The 19,942-nt window shown below is 62.6% G+C and carries 17 protein-coding genes; 11 read left to right on the top strand and 6 right to left on the bottom strand.

Annotated elements, in window-relative coordinates:
* Positions 1 to 75 precede the first annotated feature (75 nt).
* From pap to PFLCHA0_RS21990, 3 genes are all read left to right on the top strand, one after another.
* On the top strand, positions 76 to 1,590 hold the full coding sequence (gene pap / locus PFLCHA0_RS22000; protein WP_011062601.1) for a polyphosphate:AMP phosphotransferase: 1,515 nt from the start codon (positions 76 to 78) through the stop codon (positions 1,588 to 1,590).
* Between the two features lie 102 nt (positions 1,591 to 1,692).
* Positions 1,693 to 2,877 carry a thiolase family protein gene (locus tag PFLCHA0_RS21995; RefSeq protein WP_011062600.1) on the top strand — a complete coding sequence of 395 codons (1,185 nt, stop codon included), beginning with the start codon at positions 1,693 to 1,695 and terminating at the stop codon, positions 2,875 to 2,877.
* A 147-nt stretch (positions 2,878 to 3,024) separates the two neighbouring features.
* Positions 3,025 to 3,984: a DMT family transporter gene (locus PFLCHA0_RS21990; protein WP_015636580.1), complete on the top strand. Its 960-nt coding sequence runs from the start codon at positions 3,025 to 3,027 to the stop codon at positions 3,982 to 3,984.
* A 73-nt stretch (positions 3,985 to 4,057) separates the two neighbouring features.
* Here PFLCHA0_RS21990 and PFLCHA0_RS21985 read toward each other — a convergent pair whose 3' ends face one another.
* Entirely contained in the window at positions 4,058 to 5,452 is a 1,395-nt protein-coding gene (locus tag PFLCHA0_RS21985; RefSeq protein ID WP_011062598.1) for a class II fumarate hydratase, read from the bottom strand.
* Positions 5,453 to 5,645: 193 nt separating this feature from the next.
* On the opposite strand from PFLCHA0_RS21985, the gene PFLCHA0_RS21980 reads away from it, so the two are divergent.
* The 7 genes from PFLCHA0_RS21980 to PFLCHA0_RS21950 all read left to right on the top strand — a co-directional run bounded on the left by PFLCHA0_RS21980 (position 5,646) and on the right by PFLCHA0_RS21950 (position 13,467).
* Positions 5,646 to 6,161, top strand: a complete 516-nt coding sequence (locus tag PFLCHA0_RS21980; RefSeq protein ID WP_015636579.1) for a DUF2059 domain-containing protein — start codon at positions 5,646 to 5,648, stop codon at positions 6,159 to 6,161.
* A gap of 12 nt (positions 6,162 to 6,173) precedes the next feature.
* Positions 6,174 to 6,473, top strand: coding sequence for a BolA family protein (locus tag PFLCHA0_RS21975; RefSeq protein ID WP_011062596.1), 300 nt, complete (start codon positions 6,174 to 6,176; stop codon positions 6,471 to 6,473).
* 102 nt (positions 6,474 to 6,575) lie between these two features.
* On the top strand, positions 6,576 to 7,517 hold the full coding sequence (gene trhO, locus PFLCHA0_RS21970; RefSeq protein WP_011062595.1) for an oxygen-dependent tRNA uridine(34) hydroxylase TrhO: 942 nt from the start codon (positions 6,576 to 6,578) through the stop codon (positions 7,515 to 7,517).
* A gap of 36 nt (positions 7,518 to 7,553) precedes the next feature.
* Positions 7,554 to 8,156, top strand: coding sequence for a DsbA family protein (locus tag PFLCHA0_RS21965; RefSeq protein ID WP_169892285.1), 603 nt, complete (start codon positions 7,554 to 7,556; stop codon positions 8,154 to 8,156).
* Between the two features lie 31 nt (positions 8,157 to 8,187).
* Positions 8,188 to 9,969: an ABC transporter ATP-binding protein gene (locus PFLCHA0_RS21960; RefSeq protein ID WP_169892275.1), complete on the top strand. Its 1,782-nt coding sequence runs from the start codon at positions 8,188 to 8,190 to the stop codon at positions 9,967 to 9,969.
* Between the two features lie 208 nt (positions 9,970 to 10,177).
* Positions 10,178 to 12,637, top strand: coding sequence for an EAL domain-containing protein (locus tag PFLCHA0_RS21955; protein WP_011062592.1), 2,460 nt, complete (start codon positions 10,178 to 10,180; stop codon positions 12,635 to 12,637).
* Between the two features lie 77 nt (positions 12,638 to 12,714).
* The gene (locus PFLCHA0_RS21950) at positions 12,715 to 13,467 is read left to right on the top strand and encodes a TenA family transcriptional regulator (RefSeq protein WP_220802812.1); all 753 of its coding nucleotides are present in this window, start codon (positions 12,715 to 12,717) and stop codon (positions 13,465 to 13,467) included.
* 96 nt (positions 13,468 to 13,563) lie between these two features.
* Here PFLCHA0_RS21950 and PFLCHA0_RS21945 read toward each other — a convergent pair whose 3' ends face one another.
* From PFLCHA0_RS21945 to PFLCHA0_RS21925, 5 genes are all read right to left on the bottom strand, one after another.
* Positions 13,564 to 14,490 (bottom strand): GGDEF domain-containing protein, encoded by a 927-nt coding sequence (locus PFLCHA0_RS21945; protein WP_011062590.1) that lies wholly within the window; start codon positions 14,488 to 14,490, stop codon positions 13,564 to 13,566.
* Between the two features lie 370 nt (positions 14,491 to 14,860).
* Entirely contained in the window at positions 14,861 to 15,601 is a 741-nt protein-coding gene (locus PFLCHA0_RS21940; RefSeq protein ID WP_015636577.1) for a YciK family oxidoreductase, read from the bottom strand.
* Between the two features lie 56 nt (positions 15,602 to 15,657).
* On the bottom strand, positions 15,658 to 16,329 hold the full coding sequence (mupP, locus tag PFLCHA0_RS21935) for an N-acetylmuramic acid 6-phosphate phosphatase MupP (RefSeq protein ID WP_011062589.1): 672 nt from the start codon (positions 16,327 to 16,329) through the stop codon (positions 15,658 to 15,660).
* Between the two features lie 3 nt (positions 16,330 to 16,332).
* Entirely contained in the window at positions 16,333 to 17,031 is a 699-nt protein-coding gene (gene ubiG, locus PFLCHA0_RS21930; RefSeq protein ID WP_011062588.1) for a bifunctional 2-polyprenyl-6-hydroxyphenol methylase/3-demethylubiquinol 3-O-methyltransferase UbiG, read from the bottom strand.
* Between the two features lie 62 nt (positions 17,032 to 17,093).
* Positions 17,094 to 18,425, bottom strand: coding sequence for a TRZ/ATZ family hydrolase (locus tag PFLCHA0_RS21925; protein ID WP_015636576.1), 1,332 nt, complete (start codon positions 18,423 to 18,425; stop codon positions 17,094 to 17,096).
* 109 nt (positions 18,426 to 18,534) lie between these two features.
* Between PFLCHA0_RS21925 and mtnA the strand changes: the two genes are divergently transcribed.
* Positions 18,535 to 19,611: an S-methyl-5-thioribose-1-phosphate isomerase gene (gene mtnA, locus PFLCHA0_RS21920; protein ID WP_015636575.1), complete on the top strand. Its 1,077-nt coding sequence runs from the start codon at positions 18,535 to 18,537 to the stop codon at positions 19,609 to 19,611.
* Positions 19,612 to 19,942: the final 331 nt, after the last annotated feature.

Genomic DNA, 19,942 nt, shown 5'->3' with positions numbered 1-19,942 from the left:
GCAGGTTCGGGGATTTGTTTTCCCTGGCCGAGGTCGATCCGCTAGTCTTGGAAAATTCTTGGAAGGGAGCCACCCATGTTCGAATCCGCTGAAATCGGTCACGCCATCGACAAAGAAACCTACGATGCCGAGGTGCCGGCGTTGCGCGAGGCCTTGCTCGAAGCCCAGTTCGAACTGCGCCAGAAGGCGAACTTTCCGGTGATCGTGCTGATCAACGGGATCGAGGGCGCGGGCAAGGGCGAGACGGTCAAGCTGCTCAACGAATGGATGGACCCGCGGCTGATCGAGGTGCGCACCTTCGACCAGCAGACCGACGAGGAACTGTCGCGGCCCCCGGCCTGGCGCTACTGGCGGATGCTTCCGGCCAAGGGGCGCATGGGGGTGTTCTTCGGCAACTGGTACAGCCAGATGCTGCAGAGCCGGGTCCATGGCGAGATCAAGGACCCACGCCTGGACCAGGCGATCAACGGCGCCGAGCGCCTGGAGAAGATGCTCTGCGATGAGGGCGCACTGATCTTCAAGTTCTGGTTCCACCTGTCCAAGAAACAGATGAAGGCCCGCCTCAAGGCGTTGCAGGACGACCCGCTGCACAGCTGGCGCATCAGCCCGCTGGACTGGCAGCAGTCAGAAACCTACGACAAGTTCGTCAAGTACGGCGAGCGCGTGCTGCGCCGCACCAGCCGCGACTATGCGCCCTGGCACGTGATCGAGGGCGTCGATCCGCATTACCGCAGCCTTACCGTGGGGCGGATTCTCCTGGAAGGGCTGCAAAGCGCGCTGAACCGCCAGCCCCTGCGAGCCACCCAGGTCAACGCGGCGCCGCTGCCTCCGGCGGTGGATCAGCTCAGCCTGCTGGACAGCCTGGACATGACCCAGCACCTGGACAAGGACGACTACGAAGAACAACTGATTACCGAACAGGCGCGCCTGGCCGGCCTGCTGCGGGACAAGCGCATGCGCAAGCACGCCCTGGTGGCGGTGTTCGAAGGCAACGACGCGGCGGGCAAGGGCGGGGCCATCCGCCGGGTCGCGGCGGCCCTGGACCCGCGCCAGTACAGCATCGTGCCGATTGCCGCGCCCACGGAAGAGGAGCGCGCCCAGCCCTATCTCTGGCGTTTCTGGCGGCATATCCCGGCCCGGGGCAAGTTCACCATCTTCGATCGTTCCTGGTACGGCCGGGTGCTGGTGGAGCGCATCGAGGGCTTCTGCAGCCCCGCCGACTGGTTGCGGGCCTACAGCGAGATCAACGACTTCGAGGAGCAGTTGGCTGATGCCCGGGTGATCGTCGTCAAGTTCTGGCTGGCCATCGACAAGGACACCCAGCTGGAGCGCTTCCAGGCCCGGGAGGAGATTCCCTTCAAGCGTTTCAAGATCACCGAGGACGACTGGCGCAACCGCGACAAGTGGGACGATTACCGCGCTGCCGTCGGCGACATGGTCGACCGCACCAGCACCGAGGTGTCGCCCTGGACTCTGGTGGAGGCCAACGACAAGCGCTGGGCCCGGGTCAAGGTTCTGCGCACCATCAACCGCGCCCTGGAAGCCGCGTTCGAGCGCTCGGACAAGCACGACAAGAAAGACAAGAAGTAGGTCGATGGTCGCGCATACGCCCAGTGAATGATTGTCGCGGCGGGACAGGAGGGGGATCTATGCTCGATGCTCTTCCTGCCGCCAACAATAATGAGGTGCGTCATGCGTGAAGTGGTGATCGTCGACAGCGTACGGACTGGCCTGGCCAAGTCCTTTCGGGGCAAGTTCAACCAGACCCGTCCGGATGACATGGCCGCCCACTGCGTCAATGCGCTGCTCGCCCGCAACGGCATCGACCCGGCCAGTGTCGAGGACTGCATCGTCGGCGCCGGCTCCAATGAAGGGGCCCAGGGTTTCAACATAGGGCGCAACGTCGCGGTGCTCTCGGCCCTGGGCACCGGCACCGCGGGGATGACCCTCAACCGCTTCTGTTCCTCGGGCCTGCAGGCGATCGCCATCGCCGCCAACCAGATCGCCTCCGGCTGCAGCGACATCATCGTGGCCGGTGGCGTCGAATCCATCAGCCTGACCATGAAGAGCGTCAACACCGAAAACCTGGTCAACCCGCTGCTCAAGGAGCAGGTACCGGGCATCTACTTCCCCATGGGCCAGACCGCCGAAGTGGTGGCCCGGCGCTACGGTGTCAGCCGCGAAGCCCAGGACCGCTACTCCCTGCAAAGCCAGCAGCGTACCGCCCAGGCCCAGGCCGCCGGCCTTTTCAGCGACGAGATCGTGCCGATGACGGTCAAGTACAAGGTCGAGGACAAGAACACCGGTGAGGTGCAGATCCTTGATGGCGTGGTGGACCGCGACGATTGCAACCGCCCCGACACCACCCTGGAAAACCTAGCGGCGTTGAAGCCGGTGTTTGCCGACGACGGTTCGGTGACGGCGGGCAATTCCTCGCAGCTGTCCGACGGTGCTTCGATGACCCTGGTGATGAGCCTGGAGCGGGCCCTGGCCCTGGGGCTCAAGCCCAAGGCGTTCTTCCGCGGCTTTACCGTGGCCGGCTGCGAGCCGGACGAGATGGGTATCGGCCCGGTGTTCTCGGTGCCCAAGTTGCTCAAGGCCAAGGGCCTGAGCGTGGCTGACATCGATCTTTGGGAGCTCAATGAAGCGTTCGCTTCCCAGTGCCTGTATGCCCGCGACCGCCTGGAGATCGACAACGCCCGTTACAACGTCAATGGCGGCTCGATCTCCATCGGCCACCCGTTCGGCATGACCGGTTCGCGTCAGGTCGGGCATCTGGTGCGCGAGCTGCAGCGGCGCAACCTGCGCTATGGCATCGTCACCATGTGCGTGGGCGGCGGCATGGGGGCCACGGGGTTGTTCGAGGCTGTACGCTAGGTTTCGCTTCGTCGGCAAGCCGGCTCCCGTGGGGCCGGTTTGCGACCTGCACAATCCTGTTTGCGCTTTGTCGCCAACTGTCTCTGTGTCGGCTGCCGGCGCGGGCCTAGTATGTGAGCCTTGCTCGTAAGGCCTTGTGGGGTTCGCATGCACGTCTCGTCCGGTCGCTGGGTCTATGGTCTGTTCCTGGCCTCACTGACCGCGCTGTTGTGGGGCATCCTGCCCATCAAGCTCAAGCAGGTACTGCAAGTGATGGACCCGGTCACCGTGACCTGGTTTCGCCTGACGGTGTCCGGTGGCTGCCTGCTGGCCTACCTGGCGGCGGTGGGGCGCCTGCCGCGCTGGCGAGTGCTGGGGCCCAAGGGTATCTGGCTGGTGCCGATCTCGGTCTGTGGCCTGGTAGGCAATTACGTGCTGTACCTCATGGGCCTCAATCTGTTGAGCCCGGGCACCGCGCAACTGGTGGTGCAGATGGGGCCTATCCTGCTATTGATCGCCAGCCTGTTCGTATTCAAGGAGCGGTTCAGCCTCGGCCAGGGCCTGGGGCTTCTGGTGCTGCTGATCGGCTTTGGGCTGTTCTTCAATCAGCGCCTGAGCGAACTGCTGACTTCCCTGAGCGACTACACCGCGGGGGTCCTGACCATTCTTGCCGCTTCCGCGGTCTGGACCTTCTACGCCCTGGGCCAGAAGCAACTGCTGAGCGTGTGGAATTCCCTGCAGGTAATGATGGTGATCTACCTGTTCTGCGCCTTGTTGCTCACCCCTTGGGCTCACCCGCTGGAGGCACTGGAATTGAACCCGTTGCAGGGTTGGCTGTTGCTGGCGTGCTGCCTCAATACCCTGATTGCCTATGGCGCCTTTGCCGAGGCTCTGGCCCATTGGGAAGCGTCGCGGGTCAGCGCGACCCTGGCCATTACGCCGCTGGTGACCTTTGTCGCGGTGGCTTGGGCAGCCTGGCTCTGGCCCGAGTATGTGCAGGCCGAGCAGATCAATGGCCTGGGCTATGGCGGGGCGCTGCTGGTGGTGCTGGGGTCGGCGCTGACGGCACTGGGTCCGTCGTTGATGGCGGGGTTGCGAGCGCGGCGGCAGCGGATTGCGGCGGGCTGAGCTTCGCTGGCGAGCCAGCTCCTGCAGTCGGGTTGTGGCAGGAGCTGGCTCGCTAGCGAAGGCGACTGCGGTCTTACCCCTGCTTCCCGGCCTCCAGCATGTTTTCCGGGCGGACCCAGGCATCGAACTGTTCATCGGTCAGGTACCCGAGTTCCAGCGCCGCCTCGCGCAGGGTCAGGTTCTCGGCATAGGCCTTCTTGGCGATCTCGGCGGCCTTGTCGTAGCCGATATGGGTATTGAGCGCGGTCACCAGCATCAGCCCGCGCTCCAGGTGCGCGGCCATCTGTTGCGGGTCAGGCTCCAGCCCGGCGATGCAATGGTGCTGGAAGTTGCTGCAGCCATCGGCCAGCAGGCGGATCGATTGCAGCAGGTTGTGGATGATCACCGGCTTGAACACGTTCAGTTGCAGGTGGCCCTGGCTGGCGGCAAAACCGATGGTCACATCGTTGCCCATGACCTGGCAGGCCAGCATCGACAGGGCTTCGCACTGGGTCGGGTTGACCTTGCCGGGCATGATCGAGCTGCCGGGCTCGTTGGCGGGGAGCTTGACCTCGGCCAGGCCCGCCCGTGGCCCGGAGCCCAGCAGGCGTAGGTCGTTGGCAATTTTCATCAGGCACACGGCGAGGGTCTTCAGGGCGCCGGAAAGGCTGGTCAGCGGTTCATGGCCGGCCAGGGCGGCGAACTTGTTCGACGCCGTGACGAAGGGCAGGCCCGAGAGCGCCGCCAACTCGGCGGCGATGGCCTCGCCGAAACCGTGGGGTGAGTTGAGCCCGGTGCCTACCGCGGTGCCGCCTTGGGCCAGTTCGCAGACGGCCGGCAAAGCGCTGCGGATGGCGCGCTCGGCGTACCCCAGTTGGGCGATGAAGGCCGAGATTTCCTGGCCGAAGGTGATGGGGGTGGCGTCCATCATGTGGGTGCGACCGGTCTTCACCAGCTTCATGTGCCGCGCCGACAGCTCGGCCAGGCCGCCGGAGAGCTCGGTGATCGCTGGCAGCAACTGGAACTGCACCGCCTGGGCCGCCGCAATGTGCATGGCAGTGGGGAAGCAGTCGTTGGAGCTCTGCGAGCGATTGACGTGGTCATTGGGGTGCACCGGCGTCTTGCCGCCCCGAGGGTTGCCGGCCAGCTCGTTGGCCCGTCCAGCCAGCACTTCGTTGACGTTCATGTTGCTTTGGGTACCGCTGCCGGTCTGCCACACCACCAGAGGGAACTGGTCGTCATGCTCGCCCGCGAGCACTTCGTCGGCGGCCTGTTCGATCAGGCGGGCGATATCGGCAGGGATGTCGCCGTTGCGGTCGTTGACCCGCGCCGCGGCTTTCTTGATCAGGGCCAGGGCATGCAGCACCGCCAAGGGCATGCGTTCGTTGCCGATGGCGAAGTTGACCAGCGAACGTTGGGTCTGCGCGCCCCAGTAGGCTTCTTGCGGGACTTCAACCTGGCCCAGGCTGTCGGTTTCGATTCGGTTCATCGTGGCAATCCTCCTAGTCTGACAGGCCAGTTTAGGCCGTGATCCGCGGCTCGGGTTCCATGCCGGGGGTTTTTCCCCGCCATGGCCGAGCAAAACCGGGGGCCGGTCGGCGTGGGGTTGAGGGACGCGGATTAATAGGCGCAGAATGGGCGCCCTTGGGGTTCTACCTCGCCTGCTAGATAAAGGAAACTCGATGACCCGTTTTCGTGCCATCTGTACCGCGGTTGTTCTGGTGTGTGCCAGCGGCCAGGTTCTTGCCGATACCGCCAGCCACAACGCCAGTGCCGAGGCCTTCCTGACCCTGGCCCATGCGGACAAGCTCGGTACCCCGGTGTACATGCAAGTTCAGCAAATGTTCGCCCAGCGCTTCGAGCAGACCAAAGCCCCGGAATCCAAGCGTGCCCTGCTGGAAACCTACCAGGCCAAGGCCAATGCCGCCCTGGACCAGGCCATTGGCTGGAACAAGCTGAAGCCGGACATGGTCAAGCTCTACACCAGCAATTTCAGCGAATCGGAGCTCAAGGAACTGGTGGCTTTCTATCAGTCGCCACTGGGCAAGAAAGTCCTGGAAAAAATGCCCCAGCTGACCCAGCAATCGGCGCAGATGACCCAAGCCAAGCTGGAAAGCGCGGTACCGGTGGTGAACAAGCTGCTGGCCGACATGACCGCCGAGCTCGAGCCCAAGGCTGCCCCGGCGAAGAAGAAGTAAGCGGAGCCCGCAATGACCATGCAACAACGTATCGAAGCGGCGCTCGGGGCATTGCAGCCCGAGCACCTGCAAGTGCTGGATGAAAGCCACATGCACAGCCGTGGCCTGGAAACCCACTTCAAGGCGGTACTGGTCAGCGAGCAGTTCGCCGGCCTCAACAGCGTCAAGCGCCATCAGAAGGTCTACGCCACCCTGGGTGAGCTGATGGGCCAGTTCCATGCGTTGGCGCTGCACACTTATACGCCTGAGGAATGGTCGAAGATCGGTGTGGCTCCGGCTTCGCCGACCTGTGCCGGTGGCAGTCAGCATTAACCGCGGTTTTTTTGTTAGAATCCGCAACGCGCCGCTTATGCCGGCGCGTTTTTTTTTGCATCCGGTTCACCCTTTACGAGGGTAGCCACCTGGAGATTACCCATGGCACAACCTATTGTCGTGGCGGCACTGTACAAGTTCGTCACCCTCGAAGATTACGTCAACCTGCGTGAGCCCCTGTTGCAGGCAATGCTCGACAACGGCATCAAGGGCACCTTGCTGATTGCCGAAGAAGGCATCAACGGCACGGTTTCCGGCAGCCGCGAAGGCATCGACGGGCTGTTGGCCTGGCTGAAGAACGACCCGCGCATGGTGGATATCGATCACAAGGAATCCTACTGCGACGAGCAGCCGTTCTACCGCACCAAGGTCAAGCTCAAGAAAGAGATCGTTACCCTGGGCGTGCCCGGCGTCGATCCCAACAAGAAGGTCGGGACCTACGTCGAGCCACAGGACTGGAACGCCCTGATCAGCGATCCGGAAGTGCTGCTGATCGATACCCGCAACGACTATGAAGTGTCCATTGGCACCTTCGAAGGCGCCATCGACCCCAAGACCACCAGCTTCCGCGAATTCCCGGACTACATCAAAGCCCACTTCGACCCGAGCAAGCACAAGAAGGTGGCGATGTTCTGCACCGGCGGCATCCGTTGCGAGAAGGCCTCGAGCTACATGCTCAGTGAAGGCTTCGACGAGGTGTTCCACCTCAAGGGCGGGATCCTCAAGTACCTCGAAGAGGTACCGCAGCAAGAGAGCAAATGGCAGGGCGACTGCTTCGTGTTCGATAACCGGGTCACCGTGCGCCACGACCTGAGCGAAGGCGACTACGATCAATGTCATGCCTGCCGTACTCCAGTGAGCGTCGAGGATCGTGCATCCGAGCACTATGTGCCTGGTATCAGCTGCCCGCACTGCTGGGACAAGCTGAGCGAGAAGACCCGCCGCAGTGCCATCGACCGGCAGAAGCAGATCGAATTGGCCAAGGCTCGCAACATGCCGCACCCGATTGGTTACAACTACAAGCAATCTTCTTCCGAGGCTTGAGCCATGTCTGCCCGCCTGCTCTATGTGATGGACCCGATGTGTTCATGGTGCTGGGGCTTTGCGCCCGTGGCCCAGGCCCTGGCGGAGCAGGCCCGGGCCGCCGGGGTCGAGGTGCACCTGGTGGTGGGGGGCTTGCGTACCGGTAGCGGTGCGGCCCTGGAACCCAATACCCGGCGCTACATCCTCGAGCACTGGCAGGCGGTGCACCAGGCCACCGGCCAACCGTTCGGCTTCGAGGGCGCCTTGCCCGATGGCTTTGTCTATGACACCGAACCGGCCTGTCGCGCCATCGTCACCGCACGTGGCCTGGCGGCGGACTGCGCCTGGACCCTGCTGGGGCTGATCCAGCAGGCGTTCTATGTCGAAGGCCGGGATGTCACCCTGGCCAGTGTGCTGGTGGAGCTGGCGGAGCGGGCAGGGGTGCCGCGCATCGAATTCGCCGAGGCCTTCGACCGGGCCGAGCAGCATGTGGCTACCGCGGCGGACTTCACCTGGGTCCAGGACCTGGGAATCGCCGGCTTTCCTACCTTGCTGGCCGAGCGTAATGGCCAGTTGGCGTTGCTGACCAACGGCTATCAGCCGCTGAGCGAGCTGTCTCCTCTGTTGGGGCGCTGGCTGGAGCGCGCTGCCTGTGCCTGAACCGGTGGATTCAAGCGTCAGCGGTAAGCCGATCGATCGCCTGAGCTGGGCGCATATCCGTCGCCTGGCTCTTGAGCACAAGAAATCTCTGTGGATCGCCAACGGCGTCGCCGTGCTGGCGACCCTGTGCAGTGTGCCGATCCCGCTGCTGCTGCCCTTGCTGGTGGATGAGGTGCTGTTGGGGCACGGCGATGCCGCTCTGCAGGTGATGAACCGCTTCCTGCCCCAGGGATGGCAGAGTGCCGCTGGCTATATCGGCCTGATGCTCATGGTGACGCTGATCCTGCGCTGCTCGGCGCTGGTGTTCAACGTCATTCAGGCGCGGCTGTTTGCCGGGCTGGCCAAGGACATCGTCTACCGCATCCGCGTGCGGCTGATCGAGCGGCTCAAGCGCATTTCCCTGGGGGAATACGAAAGCCTGGGGGGCGGTACGGTCACCACTCACCTGGTCACCGACCTGGACACTGTGGACAAGTTCGTCGGTGAGACCCTCAGCCGCTTCCTGGTGGCCATGCTGACCCTGGTGGGCACGGCGGGCATCCTGATGTGGATGCACTGGAAACTGGCCTTGCTGATCCTGCTGTTCAACCCGCTGGTGATCTTCGCCACGGTGCAGTTGGGCAAGCGGGTCAAGCACCTGAAGAAGCTGGAAAACGACAGCACCTCGCGCTTTACCCAGGCCCTGACCGAGACCCTGGAGGCTATCCAGGAAATTCGCGCGAGCAATCGCCAGGGCTACTTTCTCGGGCGCCTGGGGCGGCGTGCCGAGGAAGTGCGGGACTACGCTGTGGCCTCGCAATGGAAAAGCGATGCCTCGGGCCGCGCCAGCGGGCTGCTGTTCCAGTTCGGCATCGATATCTTCCGTGCGGCGGCGATGCTGACCGTGTTGTTCTCCGACCTGTCCATCGGCCAGATGCTGGCGGTATTCAGTTACCTGTGGTTCATGATCGGGCCGGTGGAACAGTTGCTGAACCTGCAATACGCCTACTACGCCGCGGGCGGCGCACTGACCCGGATCAACGAGCTGCTGGCGCGGGCCGACGAACCGCAGTACGGCCCGGGTGCGGACCCGTTCGTGGGGCGCGAGACCGTCGGCATCGAGGTCCGCGGCTTGAGCTTCGGCTACGGTGACGAGCGGGTGCTGGACAATATGGACCTGTCCATCGCTCCCGGTGAAAAGGTAGCCATTGTCGGTGCCAGCGGTGGCGGCAAGAGCACCCTGGTGCAGTTGCTGCTGGGGCTGTACACACCGCAGACCGGGGTGATCCGCTTTGGTGGTTCGACCCAGCAGGAAATCGGCCTGGAGACGGTGCGGGAGAACGTGGCGGTGGTGTTGCAGCATCCCGCGCTGTTCAACGACACCATCCGCGCCAACCTGGCCATGGGGCGCGAGCGCAGTGACGAAGCCTGCTGGCAGGCCCTGGAAATTGCCCAGTTGGACGCTACCGTCAGGGCCTTGCCGCAGGGGCTGGACAGCGTGGTGGGGCGTTCCGGCGTGCGTTTGTCCGGGGGCCAGCGCCAGCGCCTGGCGATTGCGCGGATGGTTCTGGCCGAGCCCAAGGTGGTGATCCTCGATGAGGCCACTTCCGCCCTGGATGCTGCCACCGAGTACAACCTGCATCAGGCCTTGACGCGTTTTCTGCGTGGGCGGACTACGCTGATCATTGCCCATCGCTTGTCAGCGGTAAAACAGGCGGACCGGGTTTTGGTGTTCGATGGCGGGCAGATTGCCGAAGATGGCGACCATCAGCAGCTGATTGCCGATGGCGGCCTTTACGCCAAGCTGTACGGGCATTTGCAGCAGGTTCGATAGCCTTGAGTTTTATCCGTCTTTCTGTGCTTAGTGCTTGAATTTCCTGGTGGAACAACCGTTTCGACTTTAGTGCGGCGGCCCGTTTCTCCAGCCAGCCTGCGTCAACGGCGGTCTGCCCTGCGCCGGTTCTGTGGAAATTGGCCTAACCTGTGCTGTCTGAGGCGCAACTACTGGGTGTTCATTTGGCTGTGCGCAAGCAAGGACCCTCATGAAGCAAAAGCGGACTTTCGCAACGCCGCGCTTGTTGGGCATCGTCTGGCCCTTCATCGCCGTGGTGTTATTTCAAGCGCTGTTGGGCGGCCTCAGCCTGTACGTACTGTCGGCGGTACGGGGCTATGTGGCTGGTGAAAGCCTGTGGTCCAAAGGCCAGAAAGACGCCATCTACTACCTCAATCTGTATGCCGACAGCCGCGACGAAGGCACTTTCCTCAAGTACCAGAACGCAATTGCCGTGCCCCAGGGCGGGCATGAGTTGCGGGTTGCCCTGGATCACCAGCCACCGGATCTGGAGGCCGCACGCCTGGGCATCCTCAAGGGCGGCAATCACCCGGACGATGTCTCCAGCCTGATCTGGCTGTACCTCAACTTCCGTCATTTCAGCTACCTGGAAAAGGCCATCGATCTGTGGACCGTGGGGGACGGATACCTGTTGCAACTGGACACCGTGGCCCGGGAGATGCACCAGAGGATCGGCAGCAACAGCGCCAGCGAAGGCGACGTGCAGCGCTGGAAGAGTCAGATTTTCGCCATCAATGATGGCGTCACTCCCGCTGCCAAGGCCTTCAGCGATGCCTTGGGCGAGGGTTCGCGGGTGATCTTGCGGCTGTTGCTGGTGACCAATCTGGCAACCGCGCTGGTGCTGATTGCCCTGGCCCTGCTGCGCACGCACAAGCTGCTGGCCCAGCGCCATGCCTTTGCCGACGCCCTGCAACTGGAAAAGGAGCGGGCGCAGATCACCCTGCAGTCCATCGGCGACGGGGTGATCACCACCGACGTCGAAGGTGCCATCGCCTACATGAACCCGGCGGCAGAGGACCTGACTCGCTGGAAGGCCGAGCAGGCAGTGGGGTTGCCCCTGGCAGCCTTGTTCAACCTGCTGGATGAAAATGCCCAGGCTGACGGTTTTACCCTTATCGAACACATCCTCAGCGGTCAGCTCAGCGGCGGCAGCGAGCATTCCAAACTGATCCAGCGTCTGGATGGCAGCACGGTCTCGGTGACCCTGGTGGGGGCGCCGATCCGCAATGCCGGCAAGGTCAGCGGCACGGTGCTGGTGCTGCACGACATGACCCAGGAGCGGCAATACATCGCCAACCTCTCCTGGCAGGCGACCCATGACGCCCTGACCGGGCTGGCCAATCGGCGGGAGTTCGAGTTCCGCCTGGAGCAGGCCCTGCACAGCCTGATTCGCCAGCCGGCACGGCATGCGCTGATGTTCCTCGATCTGGATCAGTTCAAGCTGGTCAATGACACCTGTGGCCATGCTGCCGGGGACGAGCTGCTGCGGCATATCTGCGCGCTGCTGCAGTCGGGCCTGCGCGAAGGCGACACCCTGGCACGGCTGGGTGGGGACGAGTTCGGCATCCTCCTGGAGAATTGCTCGCCCGAGGCCGCGGAGAAGATTGCCGAGGGGCTGCGCCAGACCGTGCAGAATCTGCATTTCGTCTGGAAAGGCCGGCCCTTCGTGACCACCGTGAGTATCGGCCTGGTGCACATCGCCCAGACCCCGACCACCCTCGAAGCCTCGCTGAGAGCGGCGGACATGGCCTGCTACATGGCCAAGGAAAAGGGGCGTAACCGGGTGCAGGTCTACCATGCCGACGATTCCGAGCTGTCGCTGCGCTTTGGCGAGATGGCCTGGGTCCAGCGTCTGCACATGGCGCTGGAGGAAAACCGCTTCTGCCTCTATTCGCAGGAGATCACCGCCCTGGGGCATGTCGAGCGTGGCGGCGGGCATGTGGAGATTCTGTTGCGCCTGCATGACGAGGCGGGCCGGATGATTCTGCCGGACAGCTTCATTCCGGCGGCGGAGCGCTACGGCCTGATGACCTCTCTGGACCGTTGGGTGGTACAGAACGTATTCAAGATCATTGCCCAATGCATTGCCGAAGGCCGTGAAGGGCCAATGGCAATGTGCGCCATCAACCTGTCGGGTATCACCATCGGTGATGATGCGTTTCTCGACTTCTTGCGCGAGCAGTTTGTCGTCTATGGCGTACCGCCAAAGTTGATCTGTTTTGAAATTACTGAAACCAGTGCGATTGCCAATTTGGGCAGTGCCATTCGTTTCATAAATGAACTCAAGGGCTTAGGCTGCCATTTTTCCCTGGATGACTTTTGTGCGGGAATGTCGTCGTTCGCTTATCTCAAACATTTGCCTGTAGACTTCCTCAAGATCGATGGAAGTTTCGTAAAGGATATGCTGGACGACCCGATTAACCGCGCCATGGTCGAAGTGATCAACCACATCGGGCATGTCATGGGTAAGCGCACGATTGCCGAGTTTGTTGAAACACCGCAGATCGAGCAGGCATTGCTTGAGATCGGCGTGGATTATGCTCAAGGCTACATTATTGAACGCCCGCAATTGTTCACCTGTGACAGCCTGCAGTGTCGACCCGTGAGACCACAGCCACTGTTGTTCAAGGCGCCCGGTACGTTCCGTTGAAACCTCTTTTGGATCCGTACATCACAATCAAAAGGAGCCCGACAGTGATCGACACATTCAGCCGAACCGGCCCGCTCATGGAAGCTGCCAGTTACCCCGCCTGGACCCAGCAATTGATCCAGGACTGCAGCGAGAGTAAGCGCCGCGTCGTGGAGCATGAGCTGTACCAGCGCATGCGCGATAACAAACTCAGTGCCAAAGTCATGCGTCAGTATCTGATTGGCGGCTGGCCGGTGGTTGAACAGTTCGCCCTGTACATGGCGCAAAACCTGACCAAGACCCGTTTTGCCCGCCATCCCGGCGAAGACATGGCGCGTCGCTGGCTGATGCGCAATATTCGGGTCGAGCTCAATCATGCCGATTACTGGGTGCACTGGAGCCGGGCCCATGGCGTGACCCTGGAAGACCTGCAGGCCCAGCAAGTACCGCCAGAGCTGCATGCCTTGAGCCATTGGTGCTGGCATACCAGTTCTGCCGATTCCCTGATCGTGGCCATTGCCGCCACCAACTACGCCATTGAAGGGGCGACGGGCGAGTGGTCGGCGCTGGTGTGTTCCAACGGCATCTATGCCGCGGCGTTCCCGGAAGAGGATCGCAAACGTGCCATGAAGTGGCTGAAGATGCATGCCCAGTACGACGACGCCCATCCCTGGGAAGCGCTGGAAATCATCGTCACCCTGGCAGGGCTGAACCCGAGCAAGGCCCTGCAGGTCGAGCTGCGTCAGGCCATCTGCAAGAGCTATGACTATATGTACCTGTTCCTGGAACGCTGCATGCAGCAGGAAAAGACTGCGGTGACCCGCGAGCGCCTGGCACTGGCCGAAGGCTGAGTCAGGGAATGTCGGGCGCTTCAATTGCCGCGCACGCTGGACGTGTGGGGTGATGAAGTTGCCCGTGCATCAACGGGGCAGGGCGCTACCTTGTGCTCAGCCCGCCATTGCCAGGCGGTTGCGCCCTTCGCGCTTGGCCACGTACAGCGCGCTGTCGGCGCGTCGCAACAGGCTTTCTGCGGATTCTCCCGGTAGCAGAGTCGAACACCCCAGGCTTACGGTAAGTTCGATCGGCTGACCATCGGCCCGGTAGTCCTGGGCCTGGGCGGCATGGCGCAGACGCTCGCCCACCATCGCCGCGGCTTCGCGCCCGGTGTTGGACAGCAGGATCAAGAACTCTTCCCCGCCAAAGCGAAACACCATGTCGACATTGCGTAATTGCCCCTTGATTGCCGCGGCAACGGCCTTGAGCACTTGATCGCCGGCGCTGTGGCCGTGGTTGTCGTTGATGCGCTTGAAGTGATCGATGTCCAGCATCAGCAGCGACAGTGGAAGCAGGTGACGACGGGCCATTTCGATTTCCCGTTGCAGGGTCTGGTCCATGGCGATGCGATTGCCGGTATCGGTCAGTGGATCCCGCAGGGCACTGCGAGTGGCGGCGCGATACAGCAGGGCATTGCGCATCGGGTACAGCAGGGTCGAGAGCAGCGATTCCAGGGAGCCCTGTTCTGATTCGCTGAAGCGCTGGTTGCGGCGAAAGACCAGCTCGCCCATCGGTTCGCCTTCGTGGCTCAGGCTGTAGCTGATGGAGTGATGGCCGCGCTGGCCGAACTCCAGGCGCAGGTCGCTCGGAGTGTGCTGGTACTGCAGGGCATCCAGGGGGACCAGGCGCTGAACCTCACGAAAGAACAGGCCCAGGATGCGTTGCGGTTCAAGGCTGGTCTGCAGCTGCAGGCCCAGTTGCTGGCGCAACTGGGCGAGGCTGATGGGCTGCTTGATCAGTGGCGACTGCTGGCCAAAGCCCAGGCGTTGCAATTTGGCGCTATCGAAGTCAATTGCGTTGGTCTGGGTCGGTGTTTTCATCTGAGCTTGAGCCCCCTGAGCACTGTGTACGGTCTAACTGCCTGGGTGAGAGCGGCTCAGAGCTGCGCGTCATACTGTTCCATCAGTCCCGTAGGACAACGCGCATATTTTAGGCCGTCTCGCCTGTGGCTATAAAGCCCTCAGCGCAAGCCGTTTTCCACAGCGTCAATGCACTGTGTATTGAGTGTCGTTAGAGCGAAACTCGTGCCATTCGGTTCATATTGGGAAAACTTGTTTGGATTCAGCAGCTTGGGTTTCGGCGTAAAAAGGCTGTCGTCAAAAATGACATTTGTTTGGCTTGAAACCTACGCGGGGTAGGCATTGCCGAGGCGTCGCGACGGTATTCCGTCGCGACGAACGGGAGGGGGTATTACTGCGCGTCGAAGGCTTGACCGTTGATCCCGGTGCTGTCCGGCCCCATCAGGTACAGATAGACCGGCATGATTTCTTCCGGGGTCGGATTGTTGCTGGGGTTTTCTCCCGGGTAGGCCTGGGCCCGCATGCTGGTGCGGGTGGCGCCTGGGTTGATGCTGTTGGCACGCACCGGAGCCACGGTGTCCAGCTCGTCGGCCAGGGTCTGCATCAAGCCTTCGGTGGCGAATTTCGACACGCCGTAGGCGCCCCAGTAAGCCCGGCCCTTGCGGCCAACGCTGCTGGAGGTGAAGACCACCGAAGCATCCTGGGACAGCTTGAGCAGGGGCAGCAGGGTGCTGGTAAGCATGAACATGGCGTTGACGTTGACCTGCATCACACGCATGAAGTTCTCCCCGGAGAGCTGCTCCAGAGGCGTGCGCGGGCCGATGATCGAGGCGTTGTGCAACAGGCCGTCGAGGTGGCCGAACTCGGTTTCGATCATGGCCGCCAATTCGTCGTACTGGTGCGGCAGGGCGGTTTCCAGGTTGAACGGGATTACCGCCGGCTGCGGATGGCCGGCCGCCTCGATGGCGTCGTAGACCTCGGTCAGGTTGGCTTCGGTCTTGCCCAGCAGCAGCACGGTGGCGCCATGAGCGGCAAAGGTCTTGGCGGCGGCGGCGCCGATGCCACGACCGGCGCCGGTGACCAGAATGACCCGGTCCTTGAGCAGTTCTGGACGAGCGGAATAATCAAACATAAAAGGCCTCAACAGAAATTGGATCGTCCCCGGCGCTTAGCCGGGCATGCCGCTGCTCAGCAGCTGCACAGCGCGTTGTCCAGAACCTGGCGCAGTTCCAGCGGGTGACTGACCACCACGTCGGCGCCCCAGTGCCGTGGGTTGTCGTCCGGATGGATATAGCCATAGGTCACCGCAGCGGTCCTGGTGCCCGCATCGCGGCCGGATTCGATATCGCGCAGGTCGTCGCCGACAAACAGCACGCTGGACGGGGCCAGGTCGAGCATCTTGCACGCCAGGATCAGCGGTTCGGGGTCGGGCTTGCTGTTCTTCACGTGGTCAGGGCAGATCAGCAGTGCCGAGCGCTCGGCCAGCCCCAGTTGTTGCATGATCGGCTCGGCGAAGCGCAGCGGCTTGTTGGTGACCACGCCCCAGACCAGGTGGGCCTTTTCGATATCTGCCAGCAGCTCGGCCATGCCGTCGAAGAGCTTGCTGTGCACGGCGCAATGCTTGAGGTAGCGCTCGAGAAACTCCAGTCGCAGTTCCTCGAAGCCCGGGGATTCGGGGTCCATGGAGAAGGTCACCGCCACCATGGCGCGGGCGCCGCCGGAGATCTCGTCGCGAATGTGCTGGTCGGCGATGGGTGGCAGGCCGCGATCACGGCGCATGCCCTGGCACACCGCGATGAAGTCCGGAGCGGTATCGAGCAGGGTGCCATCCATGTCGAAGAGAACGGCTCTGATAGCCATGTCTTACTCCTCTCGCAGGGTCTGGATCATGTAGTTGACGTCCACGTCCGGGGCCAGCTTGTAGTGCTTGGTCAGCGGGTTGTAGGTCAGGCCGATGATGTCCTTGACGGTCAGGCCGGCAGAGCGGCTCCAGGCACCGAGCTCGGATGGGCGGATGAACTTCTTGAAGTCGTGGGTGCCGCGCGGCAGCAGCTTCATGATGTATTCAGCGCCGATGATGGCGAACAGGTAGGCCTTGGGGTTGCGGTTGATGGTGGAGAAGAACACCTGGCCACCGGGCTTGACCATGCGGAAGCAGGCGCGAATCACCGACGAAGGGTCCGGCACGTGCTCGAGCATTTCCAGGCAGGTGACCACGTCGAATTGCTCGGGCATTTCCTCGGCCAGGGCCTCGGCAGTGATCTGCCGGTACTCGACGTTGACGCCGGATTCCAGCTGGTGCAATTGCGCCACGGCCAGCGGGGCCTCGCCCATGTCGATGCCGGTCACGGTAGCGCCGCGCTGGGCCATGGCTTCGCTGAGGATGCCGCCGCCGCAACCGACGTCGAGAACTTTCTTGCCCGCCAGGCCGACCCGTTCGTCGATCCAGTTTACCCGCAGGGGGTTGATGTCGTGCAGGGGCTTGAACTCGCTTTCACGGTCCCACCAGCGATGGGCCAGGGCTTCGAATTTGGCGATTTCAGCGTGGTCGACGTTGCTCATGGGTAGTGCTCCAAAGCTAGAAAATTCTCTGTCGGGCCTCGAGCCTGTGCTCAAGGCCCGGGTTATGGGTGGTGGCCGCTGATGCGCCGGGCCCAGTCGCGGGCGGTAGCGCCCAGCTGATGTTCGTCCAGGCGGGTCAGGCGTCGGTCATCCAGCAGTTGCTTGCCGGCGACCCATACATGTTTCACGCAGTCTCGGCCGGTGGCGTAGATCAGTTGCGACACCGGGTCGTAGATCGGCTGCTGGGCCAGACCGGACAGGTCGAAGGCTGTCAGGTCTGCGGCCTTGCCGATTTCCAGGGAGCCCACTTGGCTTTCCAGGCCCATGGCCCTGGCGCCGTTGAGGGTAGCCATGCGCAGTGCGCGATGGGCATCCAGGGCGGTAGCCGACCCGGCCACGGCCTTGGCCAGCAGCGCGGCGGTACGGGTTTCCCCCAGCAGGTCCAGGTCGTTGTTGCTGGCGGCGCCATCGGTGCCTACCGCCACGTTGACTCCGGCCTGCCACAGACGTTCTACAGGGCAGAAGCCGCTGGCCAGTTTCAGGTTGGATTCCGGGCAGTGAATGACGCTGGTGTTGGTTTCTACCAGTAAAGCCAGGTCGTCATCGCTGATTTGGGTCATATGAACGGCCTGGAAGCGGGGTCCCAGCAGGCCCAGGCGAGCCAGGCGCGCCAGCGGTCGCTCACCGTGCTGTTCCATGGATTGCTGCACCTCATGGGCGGTCTCATGCACATGCATGTGGATCGCAGCGTCGAGTTCTTCGGCAATGATCCGGATTTTTTCCAGGTTCTCGTCGCCAACGGTGTAGGGTGCATGAGGGCCGAAGGTGATGTTGATCCGCGGATGATGCTTGAGATCGCCGAACAGCTCTACGCCCTGGCGGATGGCTTCGTCGGCATTCTGGGCACCGGGAATCGGGAAGTCGAGAATGGGGATGGCGACCTGTGCTCGCATGCCGCTGTTGTGCACCCGCTCACTGGCAACCTTCGGGAAGAAGTACATGTCCGAGAAACAGGTGATCCCACCCTTGATCTGCTCGGCGATGGCCAGGTCGGTACCGTCGCGGACGAAGGCTTCATCCACCCACTTGGCTTCGGCGGGCCAGATGTGCTTTTCCAGCCAGGTCATCAGCGGCAGGTCATCGGCCAGGCCGCGAAACAGGGTCATGGCGGCGTGCCCGTGGGCGTTGATCAGGCCCGGGGTGAGCAGGGTGTCGGGCAGTTCGCGGATTTCCGTGGCGCGATACTTCAAGGCCTCGGCGCGTGGGCCGATGAACACGATGTGCCCGTCGCGGATGCCCAGGCCGTGTTCCCTGAGGACGACGCCGGCCGGCTCCACCGGCACCAGCCAGGTCGGGAGCAGCAGCAGGTCGAGCGCAATGTCGCGGTTCGGCATCGAATATCGGTCCAGGGCTTTATATAAAAGGATGGCGAAGTATACCCGAGCGTCCTGGCAGGGGGATCGCTATAATCGGCGGCTTTTGTTCATGAGTGCGGGGTGAGGGATGCGCGATCGTCTGTTGGCTGCGGAGAAAGTCAGGGCCATTGAATGGCGGGATAGCACTCTGTACCTGCTCGATCAGCGGGCCTTGCCTTTCGAGGAGTCCTGGATTGCCTATGACAGCGCCGCTGGAGTGGCCGAGGCGATTCGCTCGATGGTGGTCTGTGGGGCGCCGGCCATTGGCATCAGTGCTGCCTACGGCCTGGTTCTGGCAGCACGTGGACGATTTGTCGCGGGTGGCGACTGGTTTACGGCGCTGGAAGAGGATTTCACCTTGCTGGCGGATGCCGCTCCTGCGGCGGTGAATCTGTCCTGGGCGCTCAATCGCATGCGCGAGCGCCTGGAGCGGGTCAGGGAGCATGCTGCCCCGTTGGCAGCGCTGGAAGCTGAAGCCCTGGCCATTCATGAGAGCGATCGCGAAGCCAACCTGACCATGGCTCAGCTGGGTGTGGACCTGATCCGGCGGCATCAGGGCAACCCCCAGGCCCTGTTGACTCACAGCAATACCGGCGCCCTGGCCACCGGTGGTTTCGGCACGGCCCTGGGGGTGATTCGCGCGGCCTGGCTGGAAGGTATGGTGGAGCGGGTCTACGCCGATGAAACCCGGCCCTGGTTGCAGGGTTCGCGCCTGACGGCCTGGGAGCTCGCCAGCGAAGGCATTCCGGTAACGGTAAATGTCGATGCAGCCGCCGCGCACATCATGAAGACCAAGGGCGTGACCTGGGTCGTGGTGGGGGCGGACCGCATCACTGCCAATGGCGATGTAGCGAACCAGATTGGCACTTACCAGCTGGCGGTCAATGCCATGCACCACGGTGTTCGCTTCATGGTGGTGGCGCCCAGTTCGAGCATCGACATGAGCCTTGCCAGCGGTGATGACATTCCCTTGGCAGAGCGGGCGGGCGAGGAGTTGCTGGAGATCGCGGGCAAGCGCATGGGGGAGGGGGTAGAAGGCTTCAATCTGCTGTTCGATGTCACGCCAGCGGACCTGATCGATGCCATCGTCACCGAGAAGGGCGTTGTCGAGCGGCCGGACACGGCCAAGATGGCGCAATTGATGTGCCGCAAGCGCTTGCACTGACGAGTGTCCGGGCAAGTCGTTGGTGGCGGCTTCCCGGGAAAGCTGTCAGCTCAGTAAAAAGCGCTTAATTATGTGCGAATTTGGCCTCTGAGCCCCTCTCGTCTCTTATCAGGCTGTCACCGGTCAACTAACTATGCTCCATGCGCGTCAGGGGGATAGGTGCGTGGCGGCGATTGTGATAACATCCGGCGGTTTCCAAGGTGGTCCGACGCGGCTGCCTTCACTGCGCAAATCCATGGCATAACTTGTTGATTTGTCGTAAGTCGGTGCATGGCACTAGGCCTGCAGCGGCGAGCTTCGTTCGTCCCATATGGATGTGACGAAGTTTCAC

Source organism: Pseudomonas protegens CHA0 (assembly GCF_000397205.1).
In the GTDB taxonomy this organism is placed as follows: Bacteria; Pseudomonadota; Gammaproteobacteria; order Pseudomonadales; family Pseudomonadaceae; genus Aquipseudomonas; species Aquipseudomonas protegens.
This window is presented reverse-complemented; position numbering and strand designations above follow the sequence as displayed.

Coding starts and splice junctions, on each gene's coding strand:
- PFLCHA0_RS21965 (WP_169892285.1), top strand. CDS start 7,554: ATGTGTTCATGGTGCTGGGGCTTTGCGCCCGTGGCCCAGGCCCTGGCG.
- PFLCHA0_RS21980 (WP_015636579.1), top strand. CDS start 5,646: ATGACCCGTTTTCGTGCCATCTGTACCGCGGTTGTTCTGGTGTGTGCC.
- PFLCHA0_RS21955 (WP_011062592.1), top strand. CDS start 10,178: ATGAAGCAAAAGCGGACTTTCGCAACGCCGCGCTTGTTGGGCATCGTC.
- PFLCHA0_RS21925 (WP_015636576.1), bottom strand. CDS start 18,425: ATGCCGAACCGCGACATTGCGCTCGACCTGCTGCTGCTCCCGACCTGG.
- PFLCHA0_RS21940 (WP_015636577.1), bottom strand. CDS start 15,601: ATGTTTGATTATTCCGCTCGTCCAGAACTGCTCAAGGACCGGGTCATT.
- PFLCHA0_RS21995 (WP_011062600.1), top strand. CDS start 1,693: ATGCGTGAAGTGGTGATCGTCGACAGCGTACGGACTGGCCTGGCCAAG.
- PFLCHA0_RS21950 (WP_220802812.1), top strand. CDS start 12,715: ATGGAAGCTGCCAGTTACCCCGCCTGGACCCAGCAATTGATCCAGGAC.
- PFLCHA0_RS21945 (WP_011062590.1), bottom strand. CDS start 14,490: ATGAAAACACCGACCCAGACCAACGCAATTGACTTCGATAGCGCCAAA.
- mupP (WP_011062589.1), bottom strand. CDS start 16,329: ATGGCTATCAGAGCCGTTCTCTTCGACATGGATGGCACCCTGCTCGAT.
- ubiG (WP_011062588.1), bottom strand. CDS start 17,031: ATGAGCAACGTCGACCACGCTGAAATCGCCAAATTCGAAGCCCTGGCC.
- pap (WP_011062601.1), top strand. CDS start 76: ATGTTCGAATCCGCTGAAATCGGTCACGCCATCGACAAAGAAACCTAC.
- PFLCHA0_RS21990 (WP_015636580.1), top strand. CDS start 3,025: ATGCACGTCTCGTCCGGTCGCTGGGTCTATGGTCTGTTCCTGGCCTCA.
- mtnA (WP_015636575.1), top strand. CDS start 18,535: ATGCGCGATCGTCTGTTGGCTGCGGAGAAAGTCAGGGCCATTGAATGG.
- trhO (WP_011062595.1), top strand. CDS start 6,576: ATGGCACAACCTATTGTCGTGGCGGCACTGTACAAGTTCGTCACCCTC.
- PFLCHA0_RS21975 (WP_011062596.1), top strand. CDS start 6,174: ATGACCATGCAACAACGTATCGAAGCGGCGCTCGGGGCATTGCAGCCC.
- PFLCHA0_RS21985 (WP_011062598.1), bottom strand. CDS start 5,452: ATGAACCGAATCGAAACCGACAGCCTGGGCCAGGTTGAAGTCCCGCAA.